A 21,662-nucleotide genomic window follows, 5' to 3' on the forward strand; every position below is an offset into this window, starting at 1 on the left:
CGCCTTAGTGCGCCGCGACCGGCTGCGCCTGCGCTGGCACCACGGGCATGCCCGGGGCCAGGCCGGCCGGGCTGCCGACGATGACCTGGTCACCGCCGCGCAGGCCTTCGACGATCTGCCAGCGCGAACCGTGCATCCCGCCGGTGCGCACGCTGCGCACCTCGGCCAGGCTGCCGGTACCCACCACCATCACCCGCGCCTCGCCATCGCTGCCGCGCTGCACCGCCCGTTGCGGTACCAGGATCGCCTGCTGGTCGGTGCCCTGCGGGGTGCGCACACGCACGTACATGCCCGGCAGGAGAATGCCGTCGGCATTGTCGAAGCGCCCGCGCAGGGAGACCTGGCCGGTGCCGCGGTCGACCGCCACGTCGGTGAACATCAGCGCGCCCTGGCGCTGGTAGTCGGTGCCTTCTACCTGGGCCGTCAGCGCCTTGTCGTCGCCACCGGCCAACGCACCGTCCTTGAGCGCCTGGCGCAGGCGCAGGGCATCGGCGGCAGACTGAGTGAAATCGACATAGATCGGATCGAGCTGCTGGATGCGCGCCATCAGCGTGGCGTCGCCCTGCCCGACCAGCGCGCCTTCGGTGGCCAGGGCGCGACCGATGCGCCCGGAGATCGGCGCGGTGACCGTGGCGTAACCCAGGTTCAGGCGCGCGGTCTGCACGTCGGCCTGGGCCGAACGCACGGCGGCCTGGGCGCTGCGCAGCTCGGCGGTGGCGCTGTCGAAGTCCTGCTGGCTGACCGCTTCGATCTTCACCAGCGGCTCATAGCGTTTTACCCGCGCCTGGGCTTCCTGCTGCACGGCCTGGGCCCGGGCCAGGTCGGCCTCGGCGCGGGCCAGGGCCGCCTTGAACGGCGCCGGGTCGATCTGGAACAGGACATCGCCGGCCTTGACGTCGGCACCTTCCTCGAAACGCTTGTGCAGGACGATGCCGGCCACCCGGGCACGTACCTCGGCCACCCGCATCGGCTCGACCCGACCTGGCAAGGTCGAGGCCAGGGCCAGTGGCTCGGCGGCCACGGTCACGATTTCCACCGGAAAGGCCGTTTCAGCGCCGGCCTGCTGTTCGTCGGCCGCCCCGCAGCCGGCCAGGGCCACAGCCACTGCCAGCCAGCTGGCCATTCCTATTGCACGCAAATTGCTCATGAACTCACCCGAGCCGTTAACTAAATTTGGCGCGAATGGTACTTACATATTCGATTTGAGTCAATTTTGTCTCATTTGAAGTTTTTGTGAAAAGCTGTAATGACCACCTCCGATCGTCGGCTCGTCGCAGTCCTGGCCCATGGAGGGCGTCAAATGAAACACAACGCCTGAGGAGATCCGCCATGACCCTGCACGCCGTGGCCAGCCTCGACCAGCTCGAGGAACACCGCCCCCTGCGCGTCCAGGCCGGCACCGAGGAGATCATCCTGGTGCGCCAGGGCGAGTTGGTGATGGCCTACCAGGCCAACTGCCCGCATGAGGGCGCGCCCCTCGAACAAGGCGCGGTCTGTGCTGGGCTGCTGATCTGCCCCTGGCACAAGGCCGCCTTCGCCGTGGGCGAGGGCGCGGTGTGCGAACCGCCGGCCCTGACCGGCCTGCGCCGCCATGCCGTGCAGCTCAGGGATGGCCAGGTCTGGGTCGACGACCAGCCACTGCCCGAAACCGAGGCACCGCGCCACAGCGACGCCCGCACCTTCGTCGTGGTGGGCGCCGGCGCCGCCGGCTCGGCCGCCATCGCCACCCTGCTTGAGCATGGCTTTGCCGGGCGCCTGCTGTGGATCGACCAGGAACAGCCGAACGCCTACGATCGCACCGCCCTGAGCAAGTTCGTCATCGCCGGGCAGATGCCGGTGGACGAAGTGCCGACCCTGCTGGCCCCGGACGCCCTGCGCCGTGGCCAGCTGCAGCGTTTGCACGGCAAGGTGCGCGCCCTGGATGCCGACAAGCGCGTGCTCACCCTGGCCGACGGCCAGAAGCTGAAATACGACGCCGCCCTGCTGGCCACCGGCGGCAAACCCAGACGCCCCGAACTCCCCGGCGTGCAGTTGCCCGGTATCTGCGTGCTGCGCTCGCGCACGGATGCCGCGCAACTGCTCGACCTGGCCGAACCAGGCCAGCCGGTGGTGATCGTCGGCGATGGGTTCATCGGCCTGGAGGCTGCCAGCGCCCTGCGCAAGTACGGCCTACAGGTGCATGTGGTCACGCGCCACGCCATCCCGCTGGCCCGACAGCTGGGCGAGCGCATCGGCCAGAGCCTGCGCGAGCTGCACGAGCGCAAGGGCGTGGTATTCCACGGGCCGACCGAGGTCAGCGGCTTCGAAGGCCGGGAGCGGGTCGAGGCCGTGTTGCTGGCCACTGGCGAGCGCCTGGAAACCCCGCTGGTACTGCTCGGCACCGGCGTCAGCCCGGCCACCGGTTATCTGCAAAACCTCCCCCTGGCCGAGGACCGTTCACTGACAGTGGACGCCCATCTGCAGGCCGCCGATGGCCTGTGGGCGGCCGGCGATATCGCCACTTTCCCTCTGGCCGGCCGCCCGGTACGCATCGAGCACTGGCGCCTGGCCCAGCAGCATGGGGTGATCGCCGCCGCCAACATGCTCGGCGAGCGCCGCCGCTACGACGACGTGCCGTTCTTCTGGACCTACCAGCACGGCCGCACCTACGAAGTGCTCGGGCATGCCAGCGGCTGGAACCGCATCGAATACGTCGGCACCCCGGAACAGGGCGACTTCATCGCCCTGCAGTGCCTGGACGACCAGGTCGAGGCGGTAATCGCCAAGGGCTACGCGCGGGCCATGGCGGTGCTGTCGCAGCGGCTGAAACGGCCGCTGTCGAGCCGCGAGGCGCGTGACCTGATCGATGCCTGGCCGGATTGAGACCTGGCGTTGCCCGGACAGTGGCAACCGCGCGCTCCTCACCGTACAGTACACCGCAGACTCGCCCCAGAGCAGGGAGATTGATCCAGTGCACTTCGACTGGCACGAACACCAGGCCCACCTCTTTGCCAGTACCCAGGCATTCAACAACCTGGCACGGACAATGCGCCGATGCCGACCTGGCAGCCACGCGCAACTCGCGCTTCGCTCTGCCACGGGAACCTGCACGATGTTGCGAGTTTCCTGTGATCGGCGAGAGGCGTTCCTGGCACTGAATGAAGACATGCTTCAAATCACCTTCACCGAAGCGCTCAGACAGCGGCTGGCCAACGGTTTTTCCATGCCTGCCGAAACTCGCCCTGGCTCACGATTCGTCATCAGCAGAATTCAGAGCGAAGGACTTGCGGGGTTACGTGAAGACTCGATCGAACTGGTATTGCATGTAGAGACGCCACAAGCGCACCCCTTGGCAGGCTACTTCAGCCATGACGACGGTACACTGCCGGAAATCGAGCTCTACTTTGCCCGGAGCGCGGACATGCCGAGCGCATTCGCACGCCTGTTCACCCTCGGTGCGAGGGTGGGCTGCGGCAGCTTATGGGACAAGGCAAGCGGGTGCGAAACGCCCTTTACCGGCCCACAGGATGCCTCACGTGTCAGTGACGGTGTCGTCGAACCGTTTCATGTACTGGCGAAGGGTATCAACATCGATGGCCAGCCCCTCCCTGACCTGGGCATGATGGTCTGCAAGCACGGCCTGACACTGGACTATCGCATGGGGCCTGACTGGGATGCGCCTCGAATCGACGCCCTGCTGTCGTTGCTGCGCCAACTTCGGCAACAAGGCGGCCAGGTTCGCATCCCTTGGTGGCAGGCAGACGGCGAACAGGACTTTCTGCAGGCCCTCGGCCGCAGCGGGGCCGACGGATGAACTCGCGCTCCCTGGATATCCAGCGGTTGCTCAGGAAACGACAACTCAATGTGCAGGAGCAGAACCTGCTCACTGCCCATCGCATCAGAGAGTCGGCACGCCCCTGGCTCACCCGTGAGGTACCGCCTGCCCTGCTACGCGTCGCCGAAAGCCACGGGATCGACTGGACACGCTCCCTGCTGCTGGACCTTGAGTTCGACTTCCCCGGCATGGCCAGCCTGACGGGCAGTCTGTTGACCGATACCGAACGCTTCATAGACTTCGAGCTCGAGACCGACAGCAGTTACTGCCAGCTGCTGTCGATCGAATGCTGGGAAGACGTGACGGCCCAGCATGACCATGGGTTGCGCAACCGGGGTACCGGCAAGGGTTATGCAACCATTGCCCTGGAGACAAGGCGTGAACTGCTCGGCCTGCCGACGCCCTGAGCGCACGCCTTGCCTTGGCCAACGCGAGCTTTCAATACCGGGGTGAACTGTGTAAAACAAGTTCACCCACACTGTAAGGAAAGGATGACTCGCAATGATCTACCGCCCCCTCGGCCGCTCCGGCCTGCACGTCTCGACCCTCACCCTGGGCAGCATGATGTTCGGTGAGCAGACCAGCACCGAAGACTCGCTGCGCATCATCGACAAGGCCTGGGACCAGGGCATCAATTTCGTCGACACCGCCGACGTCTACAACGGCGGCCGTTCCGAGGAGATCGTCGGCGAGGCGGTGGCGCGCAACCGCCACGACTGGATCATCGCCTCCAAGGCTGGCTACGGCCCGGTCGATGGCGTGCCCAACCGCAGCGGCCTGTCGCGCAAGCACCTGTTCAACGCCATCGAGGCCAGCCTCACACGCCTGGGCACCGACTACCTGGACATTTACTACCTGCACCGCGAGGACCACACCGTACCGCTGGAAGAGACCGTGCGCGCCATCGGCGACCTGCTGGCCCAGGGCAAGATCCGCTACTGGGGCGTGTCCAACTTCCGTGGCTGGCGCATCGCCGAGATCTGCAACCTGGCAGAGAAGCTCGGCGTGGCCAAGCCTGTGGTCAGCCAGCCGCTGTACAACATCGTCAACCGCCAGGCCGAGCCCGAGCAACTGACCGCCGCCGCCTACCATGGCCTGGGCGTGGTGCCGTTCAGCCCGCTGGCCCGCGGCGTGCTCAGCGGCAAGTACGCGCCCGGCTCGACCCCGGACCAAGGCAGCCGCGCCGGCCGCCAGGACAAGCGCATCATGGAGGTGGAATGGCGCCAGGAGTCGCTGGCCATCGCCCAGAAGATCCATGCCTACACCGAGGCCAAGGGCGTGGGCATCGTCGAGTTCGCCATCGCCTGGGTGCTGAACAACCGCCTGGTCAGCTCGGCCATCGTCGGGCCGCGCACCGAGGCGCAGTGGGACACCTATGCCGGCGCGCTGGCAGTGAAGATCACGGCGGAGGACGAAGCGTTCATCGACTCGCTGGTGACACCGGGCCATGCCTCGACACCCGGGTTCAACGATGTGGCGCACTTCGTCAGCGGGCGTTTGGCGCGCTGAACCCTGTAGCGTGGGAGCGGGGCCCGCCCGCTCCCACGCTGTCAGCAACCGATCGGCAGAATGGCCACCAACACGATCAAGGTCCCGGCCTGCATCACCCGCACCTGAGAGACCGGGAACCGCGCCGTGTAGGCGATGCACCACAGCACCAGCGTTCCTTCCAGCAGCCATTCAGTGCGGTGATGCCCAGGTACCCCGTGACACCGCCCAGCCCTCGCGCCCTGGCAGTTGCCCGGCGCTTCCACTGGCTGTGCCCCAACATACCGGCAAGGCACCTAGGCTCATGAGGGTTGCGTAAGCCTTTGCGCCTGGCCCCGGAACAGCAGAGCCACTGCGGGGCGCAAGCCTACCTGCCGACAATCACAGAAAGGTAAACACCTCCGCCGCCGCCAACCGCGACTTGCTCAGCCCGGCATTGAAATCCTCCTCGCTGCGATAGCCCAGGCTCAGCAGCACTACGCTGGTGAAGCCCTGCTCGCGCAGGCCCAGTTCGGCGTCCAGGGCCTTGGCGTCGAAGCCTTCGATCGGCGTGGCGTCCAGGCCGTGGGCGGCTGCGCCCAGCAGTGCGGTGCCCAGGGCCAGGTAGACCTGCTTCTCCATCCAGTGCTGCAGGTCCTTGAAATCATAGCGGTGCAGGTCGACGTAGCCGCGACGGGTCTGGTCCTGGCCATCACGGGCCTGCTCGGTGCGGAAGCGCCCGTCGGCGGCCTCCTGCGCCAGCACCGCCTGCAGGTGGCCTTCGGTCATGTTGGTGCGGGCGGCGAACACGATCACATGGGAGGCATCGCGCAGCTTCGGGCTGTTGTAGGCGAAACGCTCGTCGGTGGCCTTGGCCAGGCGCGCCTTGCCTTCGGCGCTGTCGGCCACGACGAAGTGCCAAGGCTGCGAGTTGACCGAGGACGGGCTGTGGCGCAGCTGCTCGAGCAAGGCATCGATGGTGGCCTGGGGAATCTTGCGGCTGGCGTCGTAGGCTTTGGTGGTGTAACGGCGTTTGGCGAGGGCAACGGTATCCATCTACGGCAATTCCTAAAAGGGATCGTGAATGAGCCGCATCTTATCTTCCCGGCGGTAAAGAAAAACCAGCACAATGCAGCAACACTTTCATCCCTGGAGTGAAAATGCTGCGCATCAACGACCTCGAACTGTTCGCCCGTGCCAGCGCCCTGGGCAGCTTCACCGCCGCGGCCCACGAGGCCGACCTGCTGCCCGGCCAGGTGGCGGCGGCGATCAAGCGCCTGGAACGCGAACTGGATGTGCGCCTGTTCGCCCGCACCACTCGCAGCCTGCGCCTGACCGCCGAGGGCGAGCTGTACCTGCCCACCGCCCAGCGCGTGCTCGACGCCCTGCGCCAGGGTCGCGAGGACCTGCACGGCAGCCACAGCTGCCTGCGCGGCGTGCTGCAGGTGGCGGCGCCCTCGGACATGGGGCGCAACCTGTTGCGGCCCTGGCTCAGCGCGTTTCGCCGCGAGCATCCGGGGCTCGGCCTGCGCTTGTTCCTTTCCGACCAGCTGGCCGACCTCTACCGCGATCCAGTGGATGTCGCCATCCGCTACGGCCAGAACGAGGACGCCAACTACATCGCCCTGCCGCTGGCGCCGTGGAACCGTCGGGTGCTGGTGGCCTCGCCCGACTACCTGGCCCGCCATGGCCGGCCGGGGAGCCCTGACGAGCTGCAGCAGCACGACTGCCTGCTGTACCTGCAGCAAAGCCGGGTCTACGACAAATGGCGGCTCGGCAACCGCACCGTGCAGGTGCGCGGGCCGCTGTTCAGCGACGACGCCGATGTGGTCCGGCGCTGGGCGCTGGAAGGCGAAGGCATCGTCTACAAGTCGTGGCTGGATGTCAGCGCCAATGTCGCCGCCGGCGAGCTGGAGGTCCTGCTGCCCGAACACCCCGGCGAGCTGACCCCGGTGACCCTGGTGTGCCCGCACCGCAAGCAGCTCACCCCGGCGGTGGCCCAGCTGCACCTGTGGCTGCGCGAGCGCTTCGCCACGCTGCGCCCGGACGGCATGTTGCAGCCGCTGTCACCGGGCGTATAGTGCATCCACCCCCGACTGCAAGGAGCTGTCATTCATGCCGAGCCTGGAATTTCTCGTTACCGCGCTGATCATCGTGCTGATTCCCGGCAGCGGGGTCATCCTCACCGTTTCCAGCGCCTTGGTGGCCGGGCGCCGCGCCTGCCTGTGGACCGCCACCGGCTGCACCCTGGGTATCGTCCCGCACCTGCTGGCCTCGGTGCTCGGCCTCTCGGCCTTGCTGCACACCAGCGCCCTGGCCTTCCAGGGCTTGAAGTTCGCCGGCGTCGCCTACCTGCTGTACCTGGCCTATGCCACCTGGCGCGATCGCGCGGCCTTCGCCGTGGACACCCAGGCCACTCCAACCGCCGCCGGCCAGCTGGTGCTCAAGGCCTGCCTGCTGAACATCCTCAACCCCAAGCTGACGCTGTTCTTCCTCGCCTTCCTGCCGCAGTTCATCAGCCCCCAGGCCGGTTCCGCGACCGTGCAGATGCTCGGCCTGAGCGCGGTGTTCATGGCCATGACCTTCGTCGTCTTCGTGATCTACGGCCTGCTCGCCCATCTGTTCCGCCGCGCCGTGATCGACTCGCCCCAGGTACAGGCCTGGCTGCGCCGCAGCTTCGCCGCCTCGTTCGCCGGGCTTGGCATCAACCTGGCGTTCGCCCAGCGCTGACAGCTGTACAGCGGCGTTTCAGCGCACGGTGGCCGCGCGCAGGCGTACCCCAAGCCGCGGCCCGAACACATTGATCAGCAGCCCGAGCATCACCAGCAGCGCGCCCCAGCCCTGGGCCTCGCTCAGGCGCTCGCCCAGCAACAGGGCCGAGGAGCTCAGGCCGACCACCGGTACCAGCAGCGAGAATGGCGCCACCTTGCCCGCCGGGTGGCGCGACAACAGAGTGCTCCACAGGCTGTAGCCGACCATGGTGGCGACGAAGGCCAGGTAGGCCAGGGCCAGCACCGAGCTTAAGCCGATGTTGGCCAGGGCATGGCCGATGCGCTCGGGGCCTTCCAGCCACCAGGACAGTGCCAGGAACGGCAGCGGCGGAATCAACCCGCCCCAGATCACCAGGGCGACCAGGTCGACCTTGCCGAAGCGCCGGGTGATGATGTTGCCCATGCCCCACATGGCGCCGCCGCACAGGGTCAGCAGCAGTGCGAGTAACGGCACGTGGCCACTGTCCTCGCTGCCGATCACCGCCAGGCCGCCGGCGGCCACCAGCAGGCCCAGCACGCTGGCCAGGCGCAGCCGCTCGCCGAGGAACAGCGCGGCAAAGCCCAGGGTGAAGAACGCCTGGGACTGCAGCACCAGCGAGGCCAGCCCCGGCGGCATGCCACTGGCCATGGCCTGGAACAGGAAGGCGAACTGGCCCAGGGAGATGGTCGCGCCGTAGGCGATCAGCCAACGCCAGGGCAAGTTCGGACGCTTGATCAGGAACACCGCCGGAAAGGCCACCAGCAGAAAGCGCAATGCCCCGAGCAGCATCGGCGGCAGGCCGTCGAGGCCCACCTTGATGACCACGAAATTGACGCCCCAGGCGATGATCACCACCAGGGCGATCAGCAGGTCCTTGAGTGGCATGGCACGCATTCCTTCTTCAGGCTTGTTATAGACATATTTGGTTACAGCATAAGGGCATCGCGCTGCCTCGGACCAGCACAGTTGCGCGCCAGCCTTGCGCAACAGTCGGCTGTGATGGCCTCGCGACACCGACAAAAACCTGCGCAAGCTTCACTTGACCAGACTTGTATATACATGATCATATCGGGCTTCGGCCATCCGCCCTGCGTCCCGCCGATAGCCGCCGCCTTTCACAAAAACAACGAAGCGGAGCCCTCCCCGATGTCCAGCAAACCCGTGATCGAGCGCCGCTCGATCGACTACATCCCCGAGTCTGAACGCCATGGACGCGTCTACAGCCAATTCACCCTGTGGCTGGGAGCCAACCTGCAGATTACCGCGATCGTCACCGGCGCCTTGGCCGTGGTGCTGGGCGGCGATGTGTTCTGGTCGTTGATCGGCCTGCTGCTCGGGCAACTGGTCGGTGGCGCGGTGATGGCCCTGCACGCCGCCCAGGGCCCGCGCCTGGGGCTACCGCAGATGATCTCCAGCCGCGTACAGTTCGGCGTGTACGGCGCGGCCATCCCCATGGCCCTGGTGTGCCTGATGTACCTGGGCTTCACCGCCACCGGCACGGTGCTGTCCGGCCAGGCCATCGGCCAGTTGCTGAGCATCAGCGACAGCGCCGGTATTCTCATCTTCGCCGGGGTGATCGTGCTGGCGACCCTGGCCGGCTACCGGGTGATCCACTGGATCGGGCGCGTGGCCAGCGTGCTGGGGATCATCGCCTTCGTCTACCTGTTCAGCCGCATCCTGATGCTCGCCGACATCGGCCAGTTGCTCGACAACCGCCACTTCAGCTGGGCCAGCTTCCTGCTGGCGGTGTCGCTGGCGGCGTCCTGGCAGATCGCCTTCGGCCCGTACGTGGCCGACTACTCGCGCTACCTGCCCAGCCATACCTCGCCGCTCAAGACCTTCCTCGCCGCCGGCCTGGGCTCGGTGATCGGCGCCCAGGCCTCGATGATCCTCGGCGTGTTCGCCGCGGCCATCGCCGGTGGCCAGTTCTCCGGGCGCGAAGTGGCCTACATCGTCGGCCTGGGCGGCGCCGGCACCACGGCGGCGCTGCTGTACTTCAGCATTGCCTTTGGCAAGGTGACCATCTCCACCCTCAACAGCTACGGCAGCTTCATGTGCATCGCCACGATCATCAGCGGTTTCCGGGGTCACCTGCAGATCAGTCGGGTCCAGCGCCTCGTGTTCGTGCTTGGTATCGTCGGCGCTGCGACCCTGGTCGCCCTGCTCGGCCAGCATTCGTTCCTCACTGCGTTCAAGTCGTTCATCCTGTTCCTGCTGACCTTCTTCGTGCCATGGAGCGCGGTGAACCTGGTGGACTACTACTTCATCACCAAGGAACGCTACGACATCCCGGCACTGGCCGACCCTGACGGCCGCTACGGGCGCTGGAACTGGCCGGGCATCGGCGTGTACACCTTCGGCGTGCTGGTGCAGATGCCGTTCATCGATACCAAGCTGTACACCGGGCCCATGGTCGCGCACCTGGGTGGCGTGGATGTGTCGTGGCTGATCGGCCTGGTGGTGCCGAGCGTGCTGTATTACTGCGTGGCCCGCCGCCGGGCGGCCGAGGCGCCGGCCGGGATCATCGTGCCTGAGGCGCGCTGAGCCGGGTTGCAAAAAGCTGGCAGCGCCCGCCGGGGCGCTGTCATTTTTTGGTCAAGCAACTGTCGTAATCTGCAGTGCAACTCTGTGCCACAGGTCTCCGGCATGCCCCGCCTGCTACTCCTTCTGCTATGCCTGCTCCCGGGCCTGGCTAGCGCCGGGCCCGCGCAACTGCGTATCCAGGGCTCCAACACCATCGGCGCGGCCCTTGGCCCGGCCTTGGTGCAGGGGCTGCTACAGGCGCAGGGCGCAAGTGCCATCGAGCGTTGGCCCGGTGCCACGGCCAACGAAACCGAGATCCACGCCGTTGATGCGAACGGCCAGCCCGTGCGCATCGAAATCGCCGCCCACGGCACCAGCACCGGATTTGCCGCGCTGGCCCGGGGTGAGGCTGACTTGGCCGCGGCCTCGCGACCGATCAGCGACAGCGAGGCGCAACAGTTACAGGCCTTGGGCAACCTGCGCGGCGCCGGCTCGGAACAGGTGATCGGCCTGGATGGCGTGGCGGTGATCGTTCACCCGGACAACCCGCTCAGCCAACTGACCACCGAGCAACTGGCCCAGGTGTTTTCCGGCCAGTTGCAGCGCTGGGAGCAACTGGGCGTGCCTGGCGGAGCGATCCACCTGTATGCCCGCGATGACCGCTCCGGCACCTTCGAAACGTTCAAGGCCTTGGTACTCGCGCCTCAGAAAGCGACACTGGCCAGCGAGGCACGGCGCTTCGAGTCCGCCGACGAACTGGCGGCCCAAGTCACGGCCGACCGCCAGGCCATCGGCTTCAGCGGCCTGGCCACGGTCCACAGGGCCAAGGCGCTGGCAGTGGCCGAAGGCGACGCACCGGCATTGGCGCCCAGCCGTGCCTTGGTGGCCAGCGAGGACTACCCATTGTCGCGTCGACTGTTCTTCTACCTCCCCGCTCACTCCGAACCGCAAGCCAGGGCACTCGCCGAGTTCGCCCAGAGCCCCGCCGGCCAGGCCATCGTCGCCGAGCAGGGCTTCGTTTCCCAGCAGATCAAGCCACAGCAGGTCGCGGCCCAGACCGACATGCCGCCGCGTTACCGGGCGTTGGCCGGCGAGGCCCAGCGCCTGAGCGTGAACTTCCGCTTCCAGGAGGGCAGCGCCGGCCTGGACAACAAGGCCTTGCGCGATGTGCAGCGGGTCGGCGATTACCTGCGCCAGGCCGGCAAGTTGCAGGGCAAGGTGGTGCTGGTGGGTTTCGGCGACCCCAAGGAGACGCCGGGCCGCGCCGCGCTGCTGTCACGCCTGCGGGCCATGGCGGTACGCCGGGAGCTGGCCCGGACCGGAGTGCAGGTCAGGGACGTGGCGGGCATGGGCGACGAACTGCCGGTGGCCGGCAATGACCTGGAACAGGGACGATTGCGCAACCGCCGGGTCGAGGTCTGGGTGTACTGACCCGCTCAGCCGCCATCGGGCAGTTCGACCCGCGCCACCAGCCCACCGCCAACGCGATTGCGCAGGGTCAGTTCGCCGCCCTGCTCGCGCACGCTGGCACGGGCGGCCGAAAGGCCGAGGCCGACGCCGCCGGTGTCTCGGTTGCGCGAGCCCTCCAGCCGGTAGAACGGCTCAAACACCTGCTGCAGGGCCTCGTCGGGAATACCTGGGCCACTGTCGCGAACCTCGATGACGATCAGGTGAGCGGCGCGACGCAGCGTTATCTGCGGATCGCGGGCATACTTCATGGCGTTTTCCACCAGGTTGACGATCACCCGCTTGGTCGCCAATGGGCGGCCGTCATGCACCAGGTGTGCCGGGCCCTTGAAGGCGATGTCCAGATGCTGGTCACGGTAGTCGTCGACCAGGGTCTGCAACAGCTCCGACAGGTCGTACGCCGTGCGCTGCTCCAACTGCGTGCCCTCGCGGAAGAACGCCAGGGCCTCGTTGATCATCGTCTGCATCTCGTCGACATCGCGGACCAGCTTGCGCTGGTGGTCCAGATCCTCCATGAACTCGCTGCGCAGGCGCATGCGCGTCAACGGAGCGCGCAGGTCATGGGAGATGGCCGCGAGCATATGGGTGCGCTCACGGATGAAGTGCTGGATCTGTGCCTGCATGGTGTTGAAGGCGATGATCGCCTGGCGGATCTCCTCGGGGCCCTCGATAGCGATAGGCGGTGCCTGCAGGTCGCCGCCAAAGCGCCGCGCCGCACTGGCGAAGCGTTGCAGCGGCGCGGCCAACTGGCGAGTGGCAAGCCAGGCCACCAGCAGGGTCGCCACCAGGCCCAGGCCGATGACCACCGCCAGACGCGCCGTCGCGCTCATGCCCCAGCTGCGTTCCGGCGGCACGAACAGCAGCCAGCTGTCATCGTCCAGCCCGACCAGCGCCACGTAGTGTGCATCGGCACTGCCATCAGGCCAGTCGCCCGGGTTGTACACCGCGATCGGGCGTGACGGTCCCAACAGTTGCGCCATCGCCGGCACCTGTCCGGAATTGAGCGGCACGCCCGGACCAGGCAAACCGAAGTCTGCGCGCCGGGTGCTCCAACTTACCCGCAACGTCGGCGTACTCGCCGCCGCGGCCAGTTGCCCACGCAGCGCTGGCGGCGCGGTCTCGATCATATGGGTAGTCACGGCGATCTGATCGAGCAGGCCGGTACGGTCGATGGGCGGGCGTGCCCAGCTGCCGGCTAGCTGGACGAACAGGGCATTGAACGCCAAGGACGCGAGCAACGCGGTGAAGATGGTCAGGGCGATGCGCTTGCGCAAGGTATCGCGGCCCAGCAGGCGGCGGATCACGAACGGCTCACCGTGGCGCTGAACAGGTAGCCGCCATTGCGCACCGTGCGGATCAGGTCCGGTCGCTTGCTGTCGGGCTCGATCTTGCGCCGCAGGCGGCTGACCTGCACGTCGATGCTGCGGTCGAAGGCGTCATGGCCGTGACCACGGGTCAGGTCGATCAACTGCTCGCGGGTGAGAATACGCTGCGGGTGTTCGAGAAACACCACCAGCAGGTCGAACTCGGCGCCGGACAGCGGCACCATCACCTGCTCGGGCGAGCGCAACTCGCGGCAGGTGATGTCCAGGCGCCAGCCGGCAAAGCCGATCACCGGCCGCGCCGTCTCGCCGCGCGGCAGTTGCTCGCCGACACGGCGTTGCACGGCACGCAGGCGGGCCAGCAGTTCGCGGGGGTCGAAGGGTTTGGTCAGGTAGTCGTCGGCGCCCAGTTCCAGGCCGATGATGCGGTCGCTCAGCTCGGCCATGGCAGTGAGCATGATGACCGGCACCCCAAGCTGCGCGCGCAGTTTCTGGCACAGGTCCAGGCCCCCTTCGCCGGGCAGCATCAGGTCGAGGATGATCGCATCCGGGCGTTGCCGCGCGATGGCCGCCCACATCGCCTGCCCCTCGGCGGCCAGGTCCACCTCGTAGCCGTGCTGGACGAAGAACTGCTTCAGCAAGGCGAGGATTTCCACGTCGTCATCGACGATCAACAGTCTGCTCACGGTCATACCGGTCCGAAAAAAGGCGTATCTAAAACCATTGCGCCACGCGGGTCATTTATTTCAATCGCGCAACATTTCGTCACACCCGACACAAAGCAGACATCACCTGGCAACGATGGCCCTTCACCCTGCCGGCCTTCCACTACCGAGGGTTCCCCATGAAGATAGTCGACAGCCGCAACAGCACCGATGGGCATGAGGGCCGCGCATCCCTGATCCTCAGTCAGCGCAACACCCAGCGCGGACAAACGGGTTCCCTGATCGTGCAGCAGGAAAGCCTGGAGCTGGCAAGCGAACAGGGCTACGTCACCCTGCGCCGGTATTTCGAACACTATGAGCCGACTTTTGGCGAATGGGTCGAGTACAGCCACACCGTTCCCGTCCGTGACCTCGTGCACTGGCTGATGGCGCGCGGGCAGTTGCGCATCCAGACATCGCAGGATGTACCCCACCTGCAAGCGGCCCACCCGGCCCGGCGCGAGGTTCGCCACCCATGAGTCGGCGTCACCTTCTGGTACTGGTGCTGACGACCAGCTTGGGACTGTCCGCGTGTGGCAGCAAGAAGCCGGCCCCCACCGGTTATCTAAAGGACTACGGCCTGCTCACCCCGCACCAGGCACCTTCAGGCGGGACGGTGCTCAGCTGGGCCGACCCGAAATGGCCACGGGGCCGCTATATCGAGGTGTACCTGGCACCCAGCCAGTTCTACCCGACACCCGAGCCAAGCACGCGCATTCCCCAGACCACCCTCGCCAGCATCATCCACTACTACGACGCGGTACTGCGCAACGAACTGGGCAAGGTCATGACCGTGGTCGACAGGCCCGGCCCGAATACCCTGGTGGTCAGGCCGGCCATCACCCGCATCAGCGCCGACACCCAAGGCCTGCGGCTCTACGAGTGGCTGCCGATCACACTGGTCGCGGCCGGGGTGAGCAGCGCCGCGGGTATTCGCGACCGGGACAGCGCGATCACCAGCGAGCTGTCGTTCGAGGCCGGCACCAGCGGCAAGGTGGTGGGCGAAGCGATGCTCGCGGGTACTGGCGTGCCGCTGGCTAACGACCGACAGGTGATGACCGCCGACAACGTCAAGGCCGTACTCGATGGCTGGGCCATGGACCTGCGCCAGGGATATGCTGCGCCGCTCAGGTAGCGCAAGGCATCAAAGGGTAAGCCCGCTCCACGGCAGGATCAGGCCTTGAGCGTGGCCATGTCGATGACGAAGCGGTACTTCACGTCGCCGGCAATCATCCGCTCGTACGCCTGGTTGATGTTGCGGATGTCGAGCATTTCGATATCGCAGCTGATTCCATGCTGGGCGCAGAAGTCGAGCACCTCCTGGGTTTCGGCAATACCGCCGATCAGGGAGCCGGCGAGTACCCGACGCTGCATCACCAGGTTGGCCGCATGCACCGGCGGGTCAATCGGTTCGATCAGCCCGACCAGGATATGCACGCCATCGAATTTCAGGGTTTGCAGGTAGGGGTTGAGGTCGTGCTGTACCGGTATGGTGTCGAGCAGGAAATCGAAGCGGCCCGCCGCGCTGCGCATCTGTTCGGCATCAGTGGAGACGATCACATGATCGGCGCCCTGGCGACGGGCTTCCTCGGCCTTGGATGCGGAGCGGGTGAACAGGGTCACTTCCGCGCCCAGGGCCTTGGCCAGCTTGATGCCCATGTGGCCCAGGCCGCCCATGCCCAGCACGCCCACCTTGTGCCCAGGGCCTACGCCGTGATGCTTGAGGGGCGAATAGGTGGTGATGCCGGCGCAAAGAATCGGCGCCGCGCTGGCCAGGTCCATGCCCTCGGGTATGCGCAGGACGAAATGCTCGCTGACCACGATGCTGTTGGAATAGCCGCCCATCGTATTGCTGCCGTCGACCCGGTCGGGGGTGGCATAGGTCATGGTCGGGCCTTCCAGGCAATACTGCTCGACGTCCTGGCGACAGGCCTCGCAATGGCGGCAGGAGTCGACCATGCAACCGACGCCGACCAGATCGCCGACCTGGTAACGGCTGACCTGCGCGCCCACCGCGCTGACCCGACCGACGATCTCGTGGCCCGGCATCAGCGGGTACACGGCGATGCCCCATTCGTTACGGGCCTGGTGGATATCGGAGTGGCACACACCACAGTAGAGGATCTCGATGACCACATCGTCGGGCCGCGGACTGCGGCGCTGGAAGGTCATGGGAGCCAGGGGGCTGGAGGAGGATTGGGCGGCGTAACCGATGGCGGTGTACATGGGGTACCTCGTGCGAGTGAAACGATTCAGGCGGCGCATTCTGCGCGCCGCTACCAGACTCGCCCACAGCCGATTCTCCGGCATGCATGCCTGATTCTCCGGACCTTGTCGCCTACATCTGGCATGCCCCCGCTAATCTGCGAAGATGCCAGTGTCTGATTCTCTGCCCGGGTTCACCATGCACCTGACTCGCCATGTGGATGCCAATGCCACGCTCTGCTCGCTGATCCGCGCCCTCGCCACAGGCCCGGGGTTCGTGCCCACCGCCCTGCCCCAGGTCCAGATCCTCACATGGGACCACTATGTGGCCAGCAGCCCGCAGATCTACGAACCCAGCCTGATCATCCTCGCCCAGGGCAGCAAACTGGCGCGCCTGGGCCCACGCACCCTGGAGTACGGTGCCGGGCATTACCTGGTACAGGCGCTGTCGGTGCCGTTCATGTGCGAGACCTTCGCCACGCCACAGGCACCGCTGCTCGGCGTGGCGGTGGACATCGACCGTGCCCTGCTCGGCGAGCTGGTGCAAAGCATGGAGCTGGGGCCGGATGCCGCGGTGCAGGCACAGACGCCACAATCGATGACTTCGGCAGCGCTGGACACAGCCATGCGCGACAGCGTCGAGCGCCTGCTGCAGTGCCTGCAGGACCCGCTGGATGTCAAGGTGCTGGGGCCGGCGCGGGTACGCGAAGTGCTCTATACCGCCTTGCGCGGGCCACAGGCCAGCGTGCTGCGGGCACTGGTCGAGCAGCAGGGGCATTTCGCCCGGATCGGCTCGGCCCTGGCCTACCTGCGCGAGCACTACGCCGAGCCACTAGGGGTGGATGAGCTGGCCAGCCGGGCGAACATGAGCGTGTCGACCTTCCACGAACACTTCAAGCGCTGCACTGACCTGGCACCGATGCAGTACCTCAAGCGCCTGCGCCTGCTCAAGGCGCAGCAGATGCTGATCGGCGAAGGGCTGGGCGTGGCCCAGGTGGCGCACCGGGTCGGCTACCAAAGCACCTCGCAGTTCAGCCGCGAGTACAAGCGCCAGTTCGCCCGCAGTCCGGGGGAAGAACAGCCATACCAGAGCCTGCCGGCCTGACTGGAGCCCGGCAATCTTGAACTGGAGCTCCCCCAAATTACTGCCGCAGAACCATCGCCACGATAGTCGCCTGCAGTTCGCGCTTGGCCGCTTCAGCCGTCAGTTCTTCGGCCGCCGCCGCCAGGGACAACGCGTCCGCCGCTCCCACCAGCACCCACAACCCGGCCACGCCGATATCGCCACCCGGCGCGAATGGCATTAGCGCCTCGCGGCACTTGTCCATGAACGGCCCATCATAGCCGCGCTTTAACGCCTCCAGCTCTGGCGAGCCGGCCAGCGCGGCGCTGACCCCGGGGATCTCCCGGCCCTGGGTGGCAACGCAGTCCACATAGGCCTCGGCAATCACCCAGGCCCGCTCCGGCAGGCCGGCCGGGCAGCCGGCCAGGGCCTTGTCGAGCATGGCCGTCTGGCGGGCGTCGTATTCCTGGTACAGCGCCAGCAACAAGCCGTTGCGGGTCTCGAAATGGTCGTACACCACCGGCTTGGTCACCCCGGCCTGCTCGGCCAGGCGCCCCAGGCTCAGGGCATCGGTGCCCTCCTCGCGTACCAACCGCCAGGCCACGTCCAGCAATTGACGCCGACGCTCCTCGCGGGACAGGCGTTTGCGCGGCGCGGACTTTTCCTCGCTTGACATCGATTACCTACCAAAAGTAACTTACTAAACGTAACTTACCTCGAGTATATAACGCTCCCGGTGTCCCTGCATCCTGATTCTGGAGATTCCACCATGCATGCCTTGATTGTCATCGGTCACCACGATCCCGACTCCCTCACCCACGCCCTCGCCCAGCAAGTGGCCGAGGGCCTGCACGCCGCCGGCCATACCAGCGAGTTCGCCGACCTGGCCCGTGAAGGTTTCGACCCACGCTTCGGCCTGGCCGACCACGCCGTGCATCGGCGCCTGGGCAAGCCTCCCGCCGATGTGCTGGCAGAACAAGCCCGCATTGAACGTGCCGACACCGTGGTCATGGTCTTCCCCATCTACTGGTGGTCGCTGCCGGCCCTGCTCAAGGGCTGGGTCGAGCGGGTGTTCAGCAACGGCTGGGCCTTCGACCAGGCCGCCGACGGCGCAACTACCAAGCTGCTGCACGGTATGACCGCGCACCTGGTCGGCGTGGCCGGCGCCGATGCCGGCACCTTCGAGCGCCATGGCTATGGCGAGGCCATGCGCGTGCAGAGCGAGCACGGCATTTTCGACTACTGCGGTGCCCGGGTCATTAGTTCGACCCTGTTCACCGACAGTGAAGGCGCAGCCCCCGCTAGCCTTCTGCCGCAAGCCCGCCAACTGGGATCGACCCTGTTCGAAGGCCAGGAAGCTGCAGCCTGATATGCCACCGGGCAGGCTTCAACCAGCTCAACGGCAGCAACAACCACGGCGAGCCGCGCACCGTGATGTTCTCGGTCAAGTACACGCCTAAGTTGTGATCGCCGCTCACGCGCTCAACGGCCATTGCGCCAAGGGCCAGTAACGGCCCTTGCGCGATTCGTAGAGCGTGAAGTGCCGCGCGGCAAGGAAGAATTCCGGCGCCGTGCCGGCCTCCGGCGGCTGGCCGCGAAAGTCCCTGGCCAGGGTCAGGTGCGGGCGGTACTCACGGTTTGCCGCCTCCACGCCCAGGGGCAACAGCGCCTGTTGCAGGCCATACACCAGTTGCAGCAGCGCTGCGGGTGCCTGCTGCGCCTCCAGCACCAGCGCGCTGGCCCGTGGCCAGACCTGCAGACGGTCGAGCAGCAAGCGTGGCGGTGCGACCGGCCGCCTGAGCTGATCGACCGCCGAGCAGATCGCCGGCACCTGCTCGGCGTCCACGTCACCGAGAAACAGCAAGGTGACGTGGAAATTCTCCGCTGGCACCGGTTTGCCGCTGCGCAGGTTCAGGCTTCGACGCCACTGCGCCAGGGCGCGGCATTGTTCGTCGCTGACCGGCAAGGCGAAGAACAACCGTTTGAACGGCGCGCCGCTGGGGCGCTGATCCTGGACCATTGGAGTCTCCCTGGTAACGGTTCGCGTCATCGAGTGTAGCGTTCTGCCCACGCAAAACAGCTACATAAACTGTTGAATCGTTTGCGCAACCTGTCAGCCATTGCACCTAAGTCGGCCAGACAAGACGTAACAATAAGTACAAACCCACGCCACGATTGTTTATGCTGGCGGGCTTACGCCATGGCGCATGGCCATTTTTCGACAAGTAATCGTCCATGAAAATTGCACTCGTACTGATCTTCGTCCTCTCGATCGCCTATGTTCACCTGCGCGGTCGGGTTCGTCACAAGCTGACACGCCAGCTGGGCGACCACTCCAGCTTCCTGGCCCCGGTCAACGCCTTCCTCTACCTGTTCTCCAAGCATCCGGCCAAGCCGTACCTGCCGGTCAGCGCCTTCCCCGAGTTGCAGGTGCTGCAGGACCACTGGCAGGAAATCCGCAAGGAAGGCCAGCAGCTGCTGCAGGCCGGCGAGATCAAAAAGTCCGACAATTATGACGACGTCGGTTTCAACTCGTTCTTCAAGACCGGCTGGAAGCGCTTCTACCTGAAGTGGTACGGCGAAAGCCACCCCTCGGCGATGACCCTGTGCCCACGCACCACCGAGCTGCTCGCCGGCATCGGCACGGTCAAGGCGGCGATGTTCGCCACCCTGCCGCCGGGCGCCAAGCTGGTGCGCCACCGCGACCCGTACGCCGGCTCCTACCGCTACCACCTGGGCCTGGACACGCCCAACGACGATGGCTGCTACATCGACGTGGACGGCGAGAAGTACTCCTGGCGTGACGGCGAGGGCGTGGTGTTCGACGAGACCTACATCCACTACGCGGCCAACACCACCGAGCACAACCGCATCATCCTGTTCTGCGACGTCGAGCGCCCGCTCAAGTACCGCTGGGCCGCAGCGTTCAACCGCTGGTTCAGCCGCAACGTCATGGCCGCCGCCGCCGCGCCCAACGATGCCAGCGACAAGACCGGCGGCATCAACCGCCTGTTCACCCGCATCTACAAGATCCGCGAGCGCGGCAAGGCGATGAAGAAACGCAACCGCACCCGCTATTACTTGGAGAAGTGGGCGGTGGTCGCGGCGCTGGTGCTGGTGTTCATCTATATCTGACCTGCCACTGTCTATCGGCCGCCCCACGCCCCTGTGGGAGCGGCCTTGTGTCGCGAAAGGGCCGCAAGGCTGCTTCTACCAAGATCACCTACACCTCATCCCCCCGCCAAACATCGACTAGCCTGATAGCTCCTGTTGCCAACCTGACAAGGTGAAGACGATGAGCATGATGGACTGGGACGCCTACCGTAAGCAGTTGATGGCCGGCATCGGCGATCTCAAGCAACTCTCTCCCGATACCGTGGCCGGCTACATGACCGCCAGCGGCGCCGGGGCCAAGACCAACCACCTGGACGCCAAGACCCGCGAGCTGATCTCCCTGGCCGTGGCGGTCACCACGCGCTGCGACGGCTGCATCGCCGTGCATTCGCAGCAGGCGGTCAAGCACGGCGCCACCCGCGAAGAGATTGCCGAGGCCCTGGGCGTGGCGGTGGCGATGAATGCCGGCGCCGCGCTGGTCTACTCGGCCAGGGCGCTAGACGCCGTGGGCAAGGCCGACGCCTGAGCAGGTTGCGGCGTGGGCGCCCTTGCGCGCGGGCGCCGCGACACCCAGACTTGGCGCCTCAGCCCGTGCAGGAACCACCATGATCCAGATCCGCCCCATGACCCCGGAAGACTTCGAGCGCTTCTGGCCGACCTTCCAGGCCATCGTCCAGGCCCGCCAGACCTACGCCTTCGACCCCGCCCTGGATTTCGACCAGGCGCGCCGGCTGTGGCTGGAAACCCCGCTGCGCACACTGGTGGCCGATGAAGACGGCGTGCTGCTTGGCTCCTACTTCCTCAAGGCCAATGCCGCCGGCCCCGGGGGACATGTCGGCAACTGCGGCTACATGGTCTGCGAACAGGCACGCGGCCGGGGCGTGGCCAGGCTGATGTGCGAGCACTCGCAGAAGCTGGCGCGCCAGGAGGGCTTCCTGGCCCTGCAATTCAACTCGGTGGTAGCGAGCAACGAGGTGGCCGTGGCGCTTTGGCACAAGCTCGGTTTCGAGACCGTCGGGCGACTGCCCAAGGCATACCGCCATGCCGAATTGGGCCTGGTGGACTGCCTGGTGATGTACAAGTGGCTGGCCGATGAGCCGGTCGTGGAAAAACCGGCGCTGCTGATCGGGCGCAAGAACATCGAGGCGCGGGTGTCGCGCCGACGCGGGCGATAAGAGGCAGCTGAATCCATCGCGGGCCTGCCCCGCGACGGAATCAGCGCAGGCTCAACC

Annotated in this window: 23 protein-coding genes; 15 read left to right on the forward strand and 8 right to left on the reverse strand. The window is 66.3% G+C overall.

The genetic code is table 11. The annotated features are described in order from the left end of the window. Positions 1-4 precede the first annotated feature (4 nt). Positions 5-1,147 carry a MexC family multidrug efflux RND transporter periplasmic adaptor subunit gene (locus AC25M7_RS05265; protein ID WP_088851528.1) on the reverse strand — a complete coding sequence of 381 codons (1,143 nt, stop codon included), beginning with the start codon at positions 1,145-1,147 and terminating at the stop codon, positions 5-7. Positions 1,148-1,329: 182 nt separating this feature from the next. Between AC25M7_RS05265 and AC25M7_RS05270 the strand changes: the two genes are divergently transcribed. The 4 genes from AC25M7_RS05270 to AC25M7_RS05285 all read left to right on the forward strand — a co-directional run bounded on the left by AC25M7_RS05270 (position 1,330) and on the right by AC25M7_RS05285 (position 5,323). Beyond that, on the forward strand, positions 1,330-2,862 hold the full coding sequence (locus AC25M7_RS05270; RefSeq protein WP_486970813.1) for an FAD-dependent oxidoreductase: 1,533 nt from the start codon (positions 1,330-1,332) through the stop codon (positions 2,860-2,862). 88 nt (positions 2,863-2,950) lie between these two features. Next, positions 2,951-3,793, forward strand: a complete 843-nt coding sequence (locus tag AC25M7_RS05275; RefSeq protein WP_463401672.1) for a hypothetical protein — start codon at positions 2,951-2,953, stop codon at positions 3,791-3,793. Continuing rightward, positions 3,790-4,221, forward strand: coding sequence for a hypothetical protein (locus tag AC25M7_RS05280; RefSeq protein WP_232853860.1), 432 nt, complete (start codon positions 3,790-3,792; stop codon positions 4,219-4,221). Before AC25M7_RS05275 ends, AC25M7_RS05280 begins: the two co-directional genes overlap by 4 nt. Before the next feature lie 94 nt (positions 4,222-4,315). Then, positions 4,316-5,323, forward strand: a complete 1,008-nt coding sequence (locus AC25M7_RS05285; protein ID WP_486970814.1) for an aldo/keto reductase — start codon at positions 4,316-4,318, stop codon at positions 5,321-5,323. Positions 5,324-5,683: 360 nt separating this feature from the next. Here the strand turns inward: AC25M7_RS05285 and nfsB are convergent, their stop codons facing one another. Continuing rightward, complete coding sequence (gene nfsB, locus AC25M7_RS05290) at positions 5,684-6,337, reverse strand: oxygen-insensitive NAD(P)H nitroreductase (RefSeq protein ID WP_028691787.1); 654 nt, start codon at positions 6,335-6,337, stop codon at positions 5,684-5,686. 104 nt (positions 6,338-6,441) lie between these two features. On the opposite strand from nfsB, the gene AC25M7_RS05295 reads away from it, so the two are divergent. Both AC25M7_RS05295 and AC25M7_RS05300 read left to right on the forward strand, forming a co-directional pair. Continuing rightward, complete coding sequence (locus tag AC25M7_RS05295) at positions 6,442-7,362, forward strand: LysR family transcriptional regulator (RefSeq protein WP_036986328.1); 921 nt, start codon at positions 6,442-6,444, stop codon at positions 7,360-7,362. Positions 7,363-7,396: 34 nt separating this feature from the next. After that, a complete protein-coding gene (locus tag AC25M7_RS05300; protein ID WP_028691788.1) occupies positions 7,397-8,011 on the forward strand; it encodes a LysE family translocator in 615 nt (204 codons plus the stop codon). Positions 8,012-8,029: 18 nt separating this feature from the next. On the opposite strand, the gene AC25M7_RS05305 is transcribed toward AC25M7_RS05300, so the two are convergent. Further along, positions 8,030-8,917, reverse strand: coding sequence for an EamA family transporter (locus tag AC25M7_RS05305; protein ID WP_069017238.1), 888 nt, complete (start codon positions 8,915-8,917; stop codon positions 8,030-8,032). Positions 8,918-9,178: 261 nt separating this feature from the next. Here AC25M7_RS05305 and AC25M7_RS05310 point away from each other — a divergent pair, with 261 nt between their 5' ends. Continuing rightward, a complete protein-coding gene (locus AC25M7_RS05310) occupies positions 9,179-10,576 on the forward strand; it encodes a purine-cytosine permease family protein (protein WP_062359759.1) in 1,398 nt (465 codons plus the stop codon). A 102-nt stretch (positions 10,577-10,678) separates the two neighbouring features. Beyond that, complete coding sequence (locus AC25M7_RS05315) at positions 10,679-11,986, forward strand: phosphate ABC transporter substrate-binding/OmpA family protein (RefSeq protein ID WP_486970815.1); 1,308 nt, start codon at positions 10,679-10,681, stop codon at positions 11,984-11,986. Positions 11,987-11,991: 5 nt separating this feature from the next. On the opposite strand, the gene AC25M7_RS05320 is transcribed toward AC25M7_RS05315, so the two are convergent. Both AC25M7_RS05320 and AC25M7_RS05325 read right to left on the reverse strand, forming a co-directional pair. After that, a complete protein-coding gene (locus AC25M7_RS05320) occupies positions 11,992-13,326 on the reverse strand; it encodes an ATP-binding protein (protein WP_062359755.1) in 1,335 nt (444 codons plus the stop codon). Continuing rightward, positions 13,323-14,036: a response regulator gene (locus tag AC25M7_RS05325; protein WP_062359753.1), complete on the reverse strand. Its 714-nt coding sequence runs from the start codon at positions 14,034-14,036 to the stop codon at positions 13,323-13,325. The genes AC25M7_RS05320 and AC25M7_RS05325 overlap by 4 nt, the downstream gene beginning before the upstream one ends. Before the next feature lie 152 nt (positions 14,037-14,188). Here AC25M7_RS05325 and AC25M7_RS05330 point away from each other — a divergent pair, with 152 nt between their 5' ends. Then, complete coding sequence (locus AC25M7_RS05330) at positions 14,189-14,527, forward strand: hypothetical protein (RefSeq protein WP_028691794.1); 339 nt, start codon at positions 14,189-14,191, stop codon at positions 14,525-14,527. After that, positions 14,524-15,183 carry a DUF3313 domain-containing protein gene (locus tag AC25M7_RS05335; protein WP_486970816.1) on the forward strand — a complete coding sequence of 220 codons (660 nt, stop codon included), beginning with the start codon at positions 14,524-14,526 and terminating at the stop codon, positions 15,181-15,183. The genes AC25M7_RS05330 and AC25M7_RS05335 overlap by 4 nt, the downstream gene beginning before the upstream one ends. Before the next feature lie 38 nt (positions 15,184-15,221). Here the strand turns inward: AC25M7_RS05335 and AC25M7_RS05340 are convergent, their stop codons facing one another. Then, positions 15,222-16,274: an NAD(P)-dependent alcohol dehydrogenase gene (locus AC25M7_RS05340; RefSeq protein ID WP_062359750.1), complete on the reverse strand. Its 1,053-nt coding sequence runs from the start codon at positions 16,272-16,274 to the stop codon at positions 15,222-15,224. 178 nt (positions 16,275-16,452) lie between these two features. Here AC25M7_RS05340 and AC25M7_RS05345 point away from each other — a divergent pair, with 178 nt between their 5' ends. Then, positions 16,453-17,358 (forward strand): AraC family transcriptional regulator, encoded by a 906-nt coding sequence (locus AC25M7_RS05345; RefSeq protein WP_247284590.1) that lies wholly within the window; start codon positions 16,453-16,455, stop codon positions 17,356-17,358. Positions 17,359-17,395: 37 nt separating this feature from the next. Here the strand turns inward: AC25M7_RS05345 and AC25M7_RS05350 are convergent, their stop codons facing one another. After that, positions 17,396-17,992, reverse strand: coding sequence for a TetR/AcrR family transcriptional regulator (locus AC25M7_RS05350; RefSeq protein ID WP_028691798.1), 597 nt, complete (start codon positions 17,990-17,992; stop codon positions 17,396-17,398). A 93-nt stretch (positions 17,993-18,085) separates the two neighbouring features. Between AC25M7_RS05350 and AC25M7_RS05355 the strand changes: the two genes are divergently transcribed. Continuing rightward, positions 18,086-18,685, forward strand: coding sequence for an NAD(P)H-dependent oxidoreductase (locus tag AC25M7_RS05355; RefSeq protein WP_486970817.1), 600 nt, complete (start codon positions 18,086-18,088; stop codon positions 18,683-18,685). Positions 18,686-18,790: 105 nt separating this feature from the next. Here the strand turns inward: AC25M7_RS05355 and thpR are convergent, their stop codons facing one another. After that, a complete protein-coding gene (thpR, locus tag AC25M7_RS05360; protein WP_182324700.1) occupies positions 18,791-19,336 on the reverse strand; it encodes an RNA 2',3'-cyclic phosphodiesterase in 546 nt (181 codons plus the stop codon). A gap of 215 nt (positions 19,337-19,551) precedes the next feature. On the opposite strand from thpR, the gene lpxO reads away from it, so the two are divergent. From lpxO to AC25M7_RS05375, 3 genes are all read left to right on the forward strand, one after another. Beyond that, the gene (gene lpxO / locus AC25M7_RS05365) at positions 19,552-20,451 is read left to right on the forward strand and encodes a lipid A hydroxylase LpxO (protein ID WP_028691801.1); all 900 of its coding nucleotides are present in this window, start codon (positions 19,552-19,554) and stop codon (positions 20,449-20,451) included. Positions 20,452-20,611: 160 nt separating this feature from the next. Next, positions 20,612-20,956 carry a carboxymuconolactone decarboxylase family protein gene (locus tag AC25M7_RS05370; RefSeq protein ID WP_062359743.1) on the forward strand — a complete coding sequence of 115 codons (345 nt, stop codon included), beginning with the start codon at positions 20,612-20,614 and terminating at the stop codon, positions 20,954-20,956. Between the two features lie 79 nt (positions 20,957-21,035). Continuing rightward, positions 21,036-21,605, forward strand: a complete 570-nt coding sequence (locus AC25M7_RS05375; RefSeq protein WP_028691803.1) for a GNAT family N-acetyltransferase — start codon at positions 21,036-21,038, stop codon at positions 21,603-21,605. The last annotated feature ends 57 nt before the right edge of the window (positions 21,606-21,662 follow it).

Source organism: Pseudomonas sp. P106(2024) (assembly GCF_057480815.1).

Excerpts from the sequence above, each read along its gene's own strand:
- AC25M7_RS05300 (WP_028691788.1), top strand. The coding sequence starts at position 7,397 with ATGCCGAGCCTGGAATTTCTCGTTACCGCGCTGATCATCGTGCTGATT.
- AC25M7_RS05335 (WP_486970816.1), top strand. The coding sequence starts at position 14,524 with ATGAGTCGGCGTCACCTTCTGGTACTGGTGCTGACGACCAGCTTGGGA.
- nfsB (WP_028691787.1), bottom strand. The coding sequence starts at position 6,337 with ATGGATACCGTTGCCCTCGCCAAACGCCGTTACACCACCAAAGCCTAC.
- AC25M7_RS05345 (WP_247284590.1), top strand. The coding sequence starts at position 16,453 with ATGCACCTGACTCGCCATGTGGATGCCAATGCCACGCTCTGCTCGCTG.
- AC25M7_RS05280 (WP_232853860.1), top strand. The coding sequence starts at position 3,790 with ATGAACTCGCGCTCCCTGGATATCCAGCGGTTGCTCAGGAAACGACAA.
- AC25M7_RS05315 (WP_486970815.1), top strand. The coding sequence starts at position 10,679 with ATGCCCCGCCTGCTACTCCTTCTGCTATGCCTGCTCCCGGGCCTGGCT.
- lpxO (WP_028691801.1), top strand. The coding sequence starts at position 19,552 with ATGAAAATTGCACTCGTACTGATCTTCGTCCTCTCGATCGCCTATGTT.
- AC25M7_RS05330 (WP_028691794.1), top strand. The coding sequence starts at position 14,189 with ATGAAGATAGTCGACAGCCGCAACAGCACCGATGGGCATGAGGGCCGC.
- AC25M7_RS05325 (WP_062359753.1), bottom strand. The coding sequence starts at position 14,036 with ATGACCGTGAGCAGACTGTTGATCGTCGATGACGACGTGGAAATCCTC.
- AC25M7_RS05340 (WP_062359750.1), bottom strand. The coding sequence starts at position 16,274 with ATGTACACCGCCATCGGTTACGCCGCCCAATCCTCCTCCAGCCCCCTG.
- AC25M7_RS05375 (WP_028691803.1), top strand. The coding sequence starts at position 21,036 with ATGATCCAGATCCGCCCCATGACCCCGGAAGACTTCGAGCGCTTCTGG.
- AC25M7_RS05270 (WP_486970813.1), top strand. The coding sequence starts at position 1,330 with ATGACCCTGCACGCCGTGGCCAGCCTCGACCAGCTCGAGGAACACCGC.
- AC25M7_RS05310 (WP_062359759.1), top strand. The coding sequence starts at position 9,179 with ATGTCCAGCAAACCCGTGATCGAGCGCCGCTCGATCGACTACATCCCC.
- AC25M7_RS05295 (WP_036986328.1), top strand. The coding sequence starts at position 6,442 with ATGCTGCGCATCAACGACCTCGAACTGTTCGCCCGTGCCAGCGCCCTG.
- AC25M7_RS05265 (WP_088851528.1), bottom strand. The coding sequence starts at position 1,147 with ATGAGCAATTTGCGTGCAATAGGAATGGCCAGCTGGCTGGCAGTGGCT.
- AC25M7_RS05305 (WP_069017238.1), bottom strand. The coding sequence starts at position 8,917 with ATGCCACTCAAGGACCTGCTGATCGCCCTGGTGGTGATCATCGCCTGG.
- AC25M7_RS05285 (WP_486970814.1), top strand. The coding sequence starts at position 4,316 with ATGATCTACCGCCCCCTCGGCCGCTCCGGCCTGCACGTCTCGACCCTC.
- AC25M7_RS05355 (WP_486970817.1), top strand. The coding sequence starts at position 18,086 with ATGCATGCCTTGATTGTCATCGGTCACCACGATCCCGACTCCCTCACC.
- AC25M7_RS05370 (WP_062359743.1), top strand. The coding sequence starts at position 20,612 with ATGAGCATGATGGACTGGGACGCCTACCGTAAGCAGTTGATGGCCGGC.
- thpR (WP_182324700.1), bottom strand. The coding sequence starts at position 19,336 with ATGGTCCAGGATCAGCGCCCCAGCGGCGCGCCGTTCAAACGGTTGTTC.
- AC25M7_RS05350 (WP_028691798.1), bottom strand. The coding sequence starts at position 17,992 with ATGTCAAGCGAGGAAAAGTCCGCGCCGCGCAAACGCCTGTCCCGCGAG.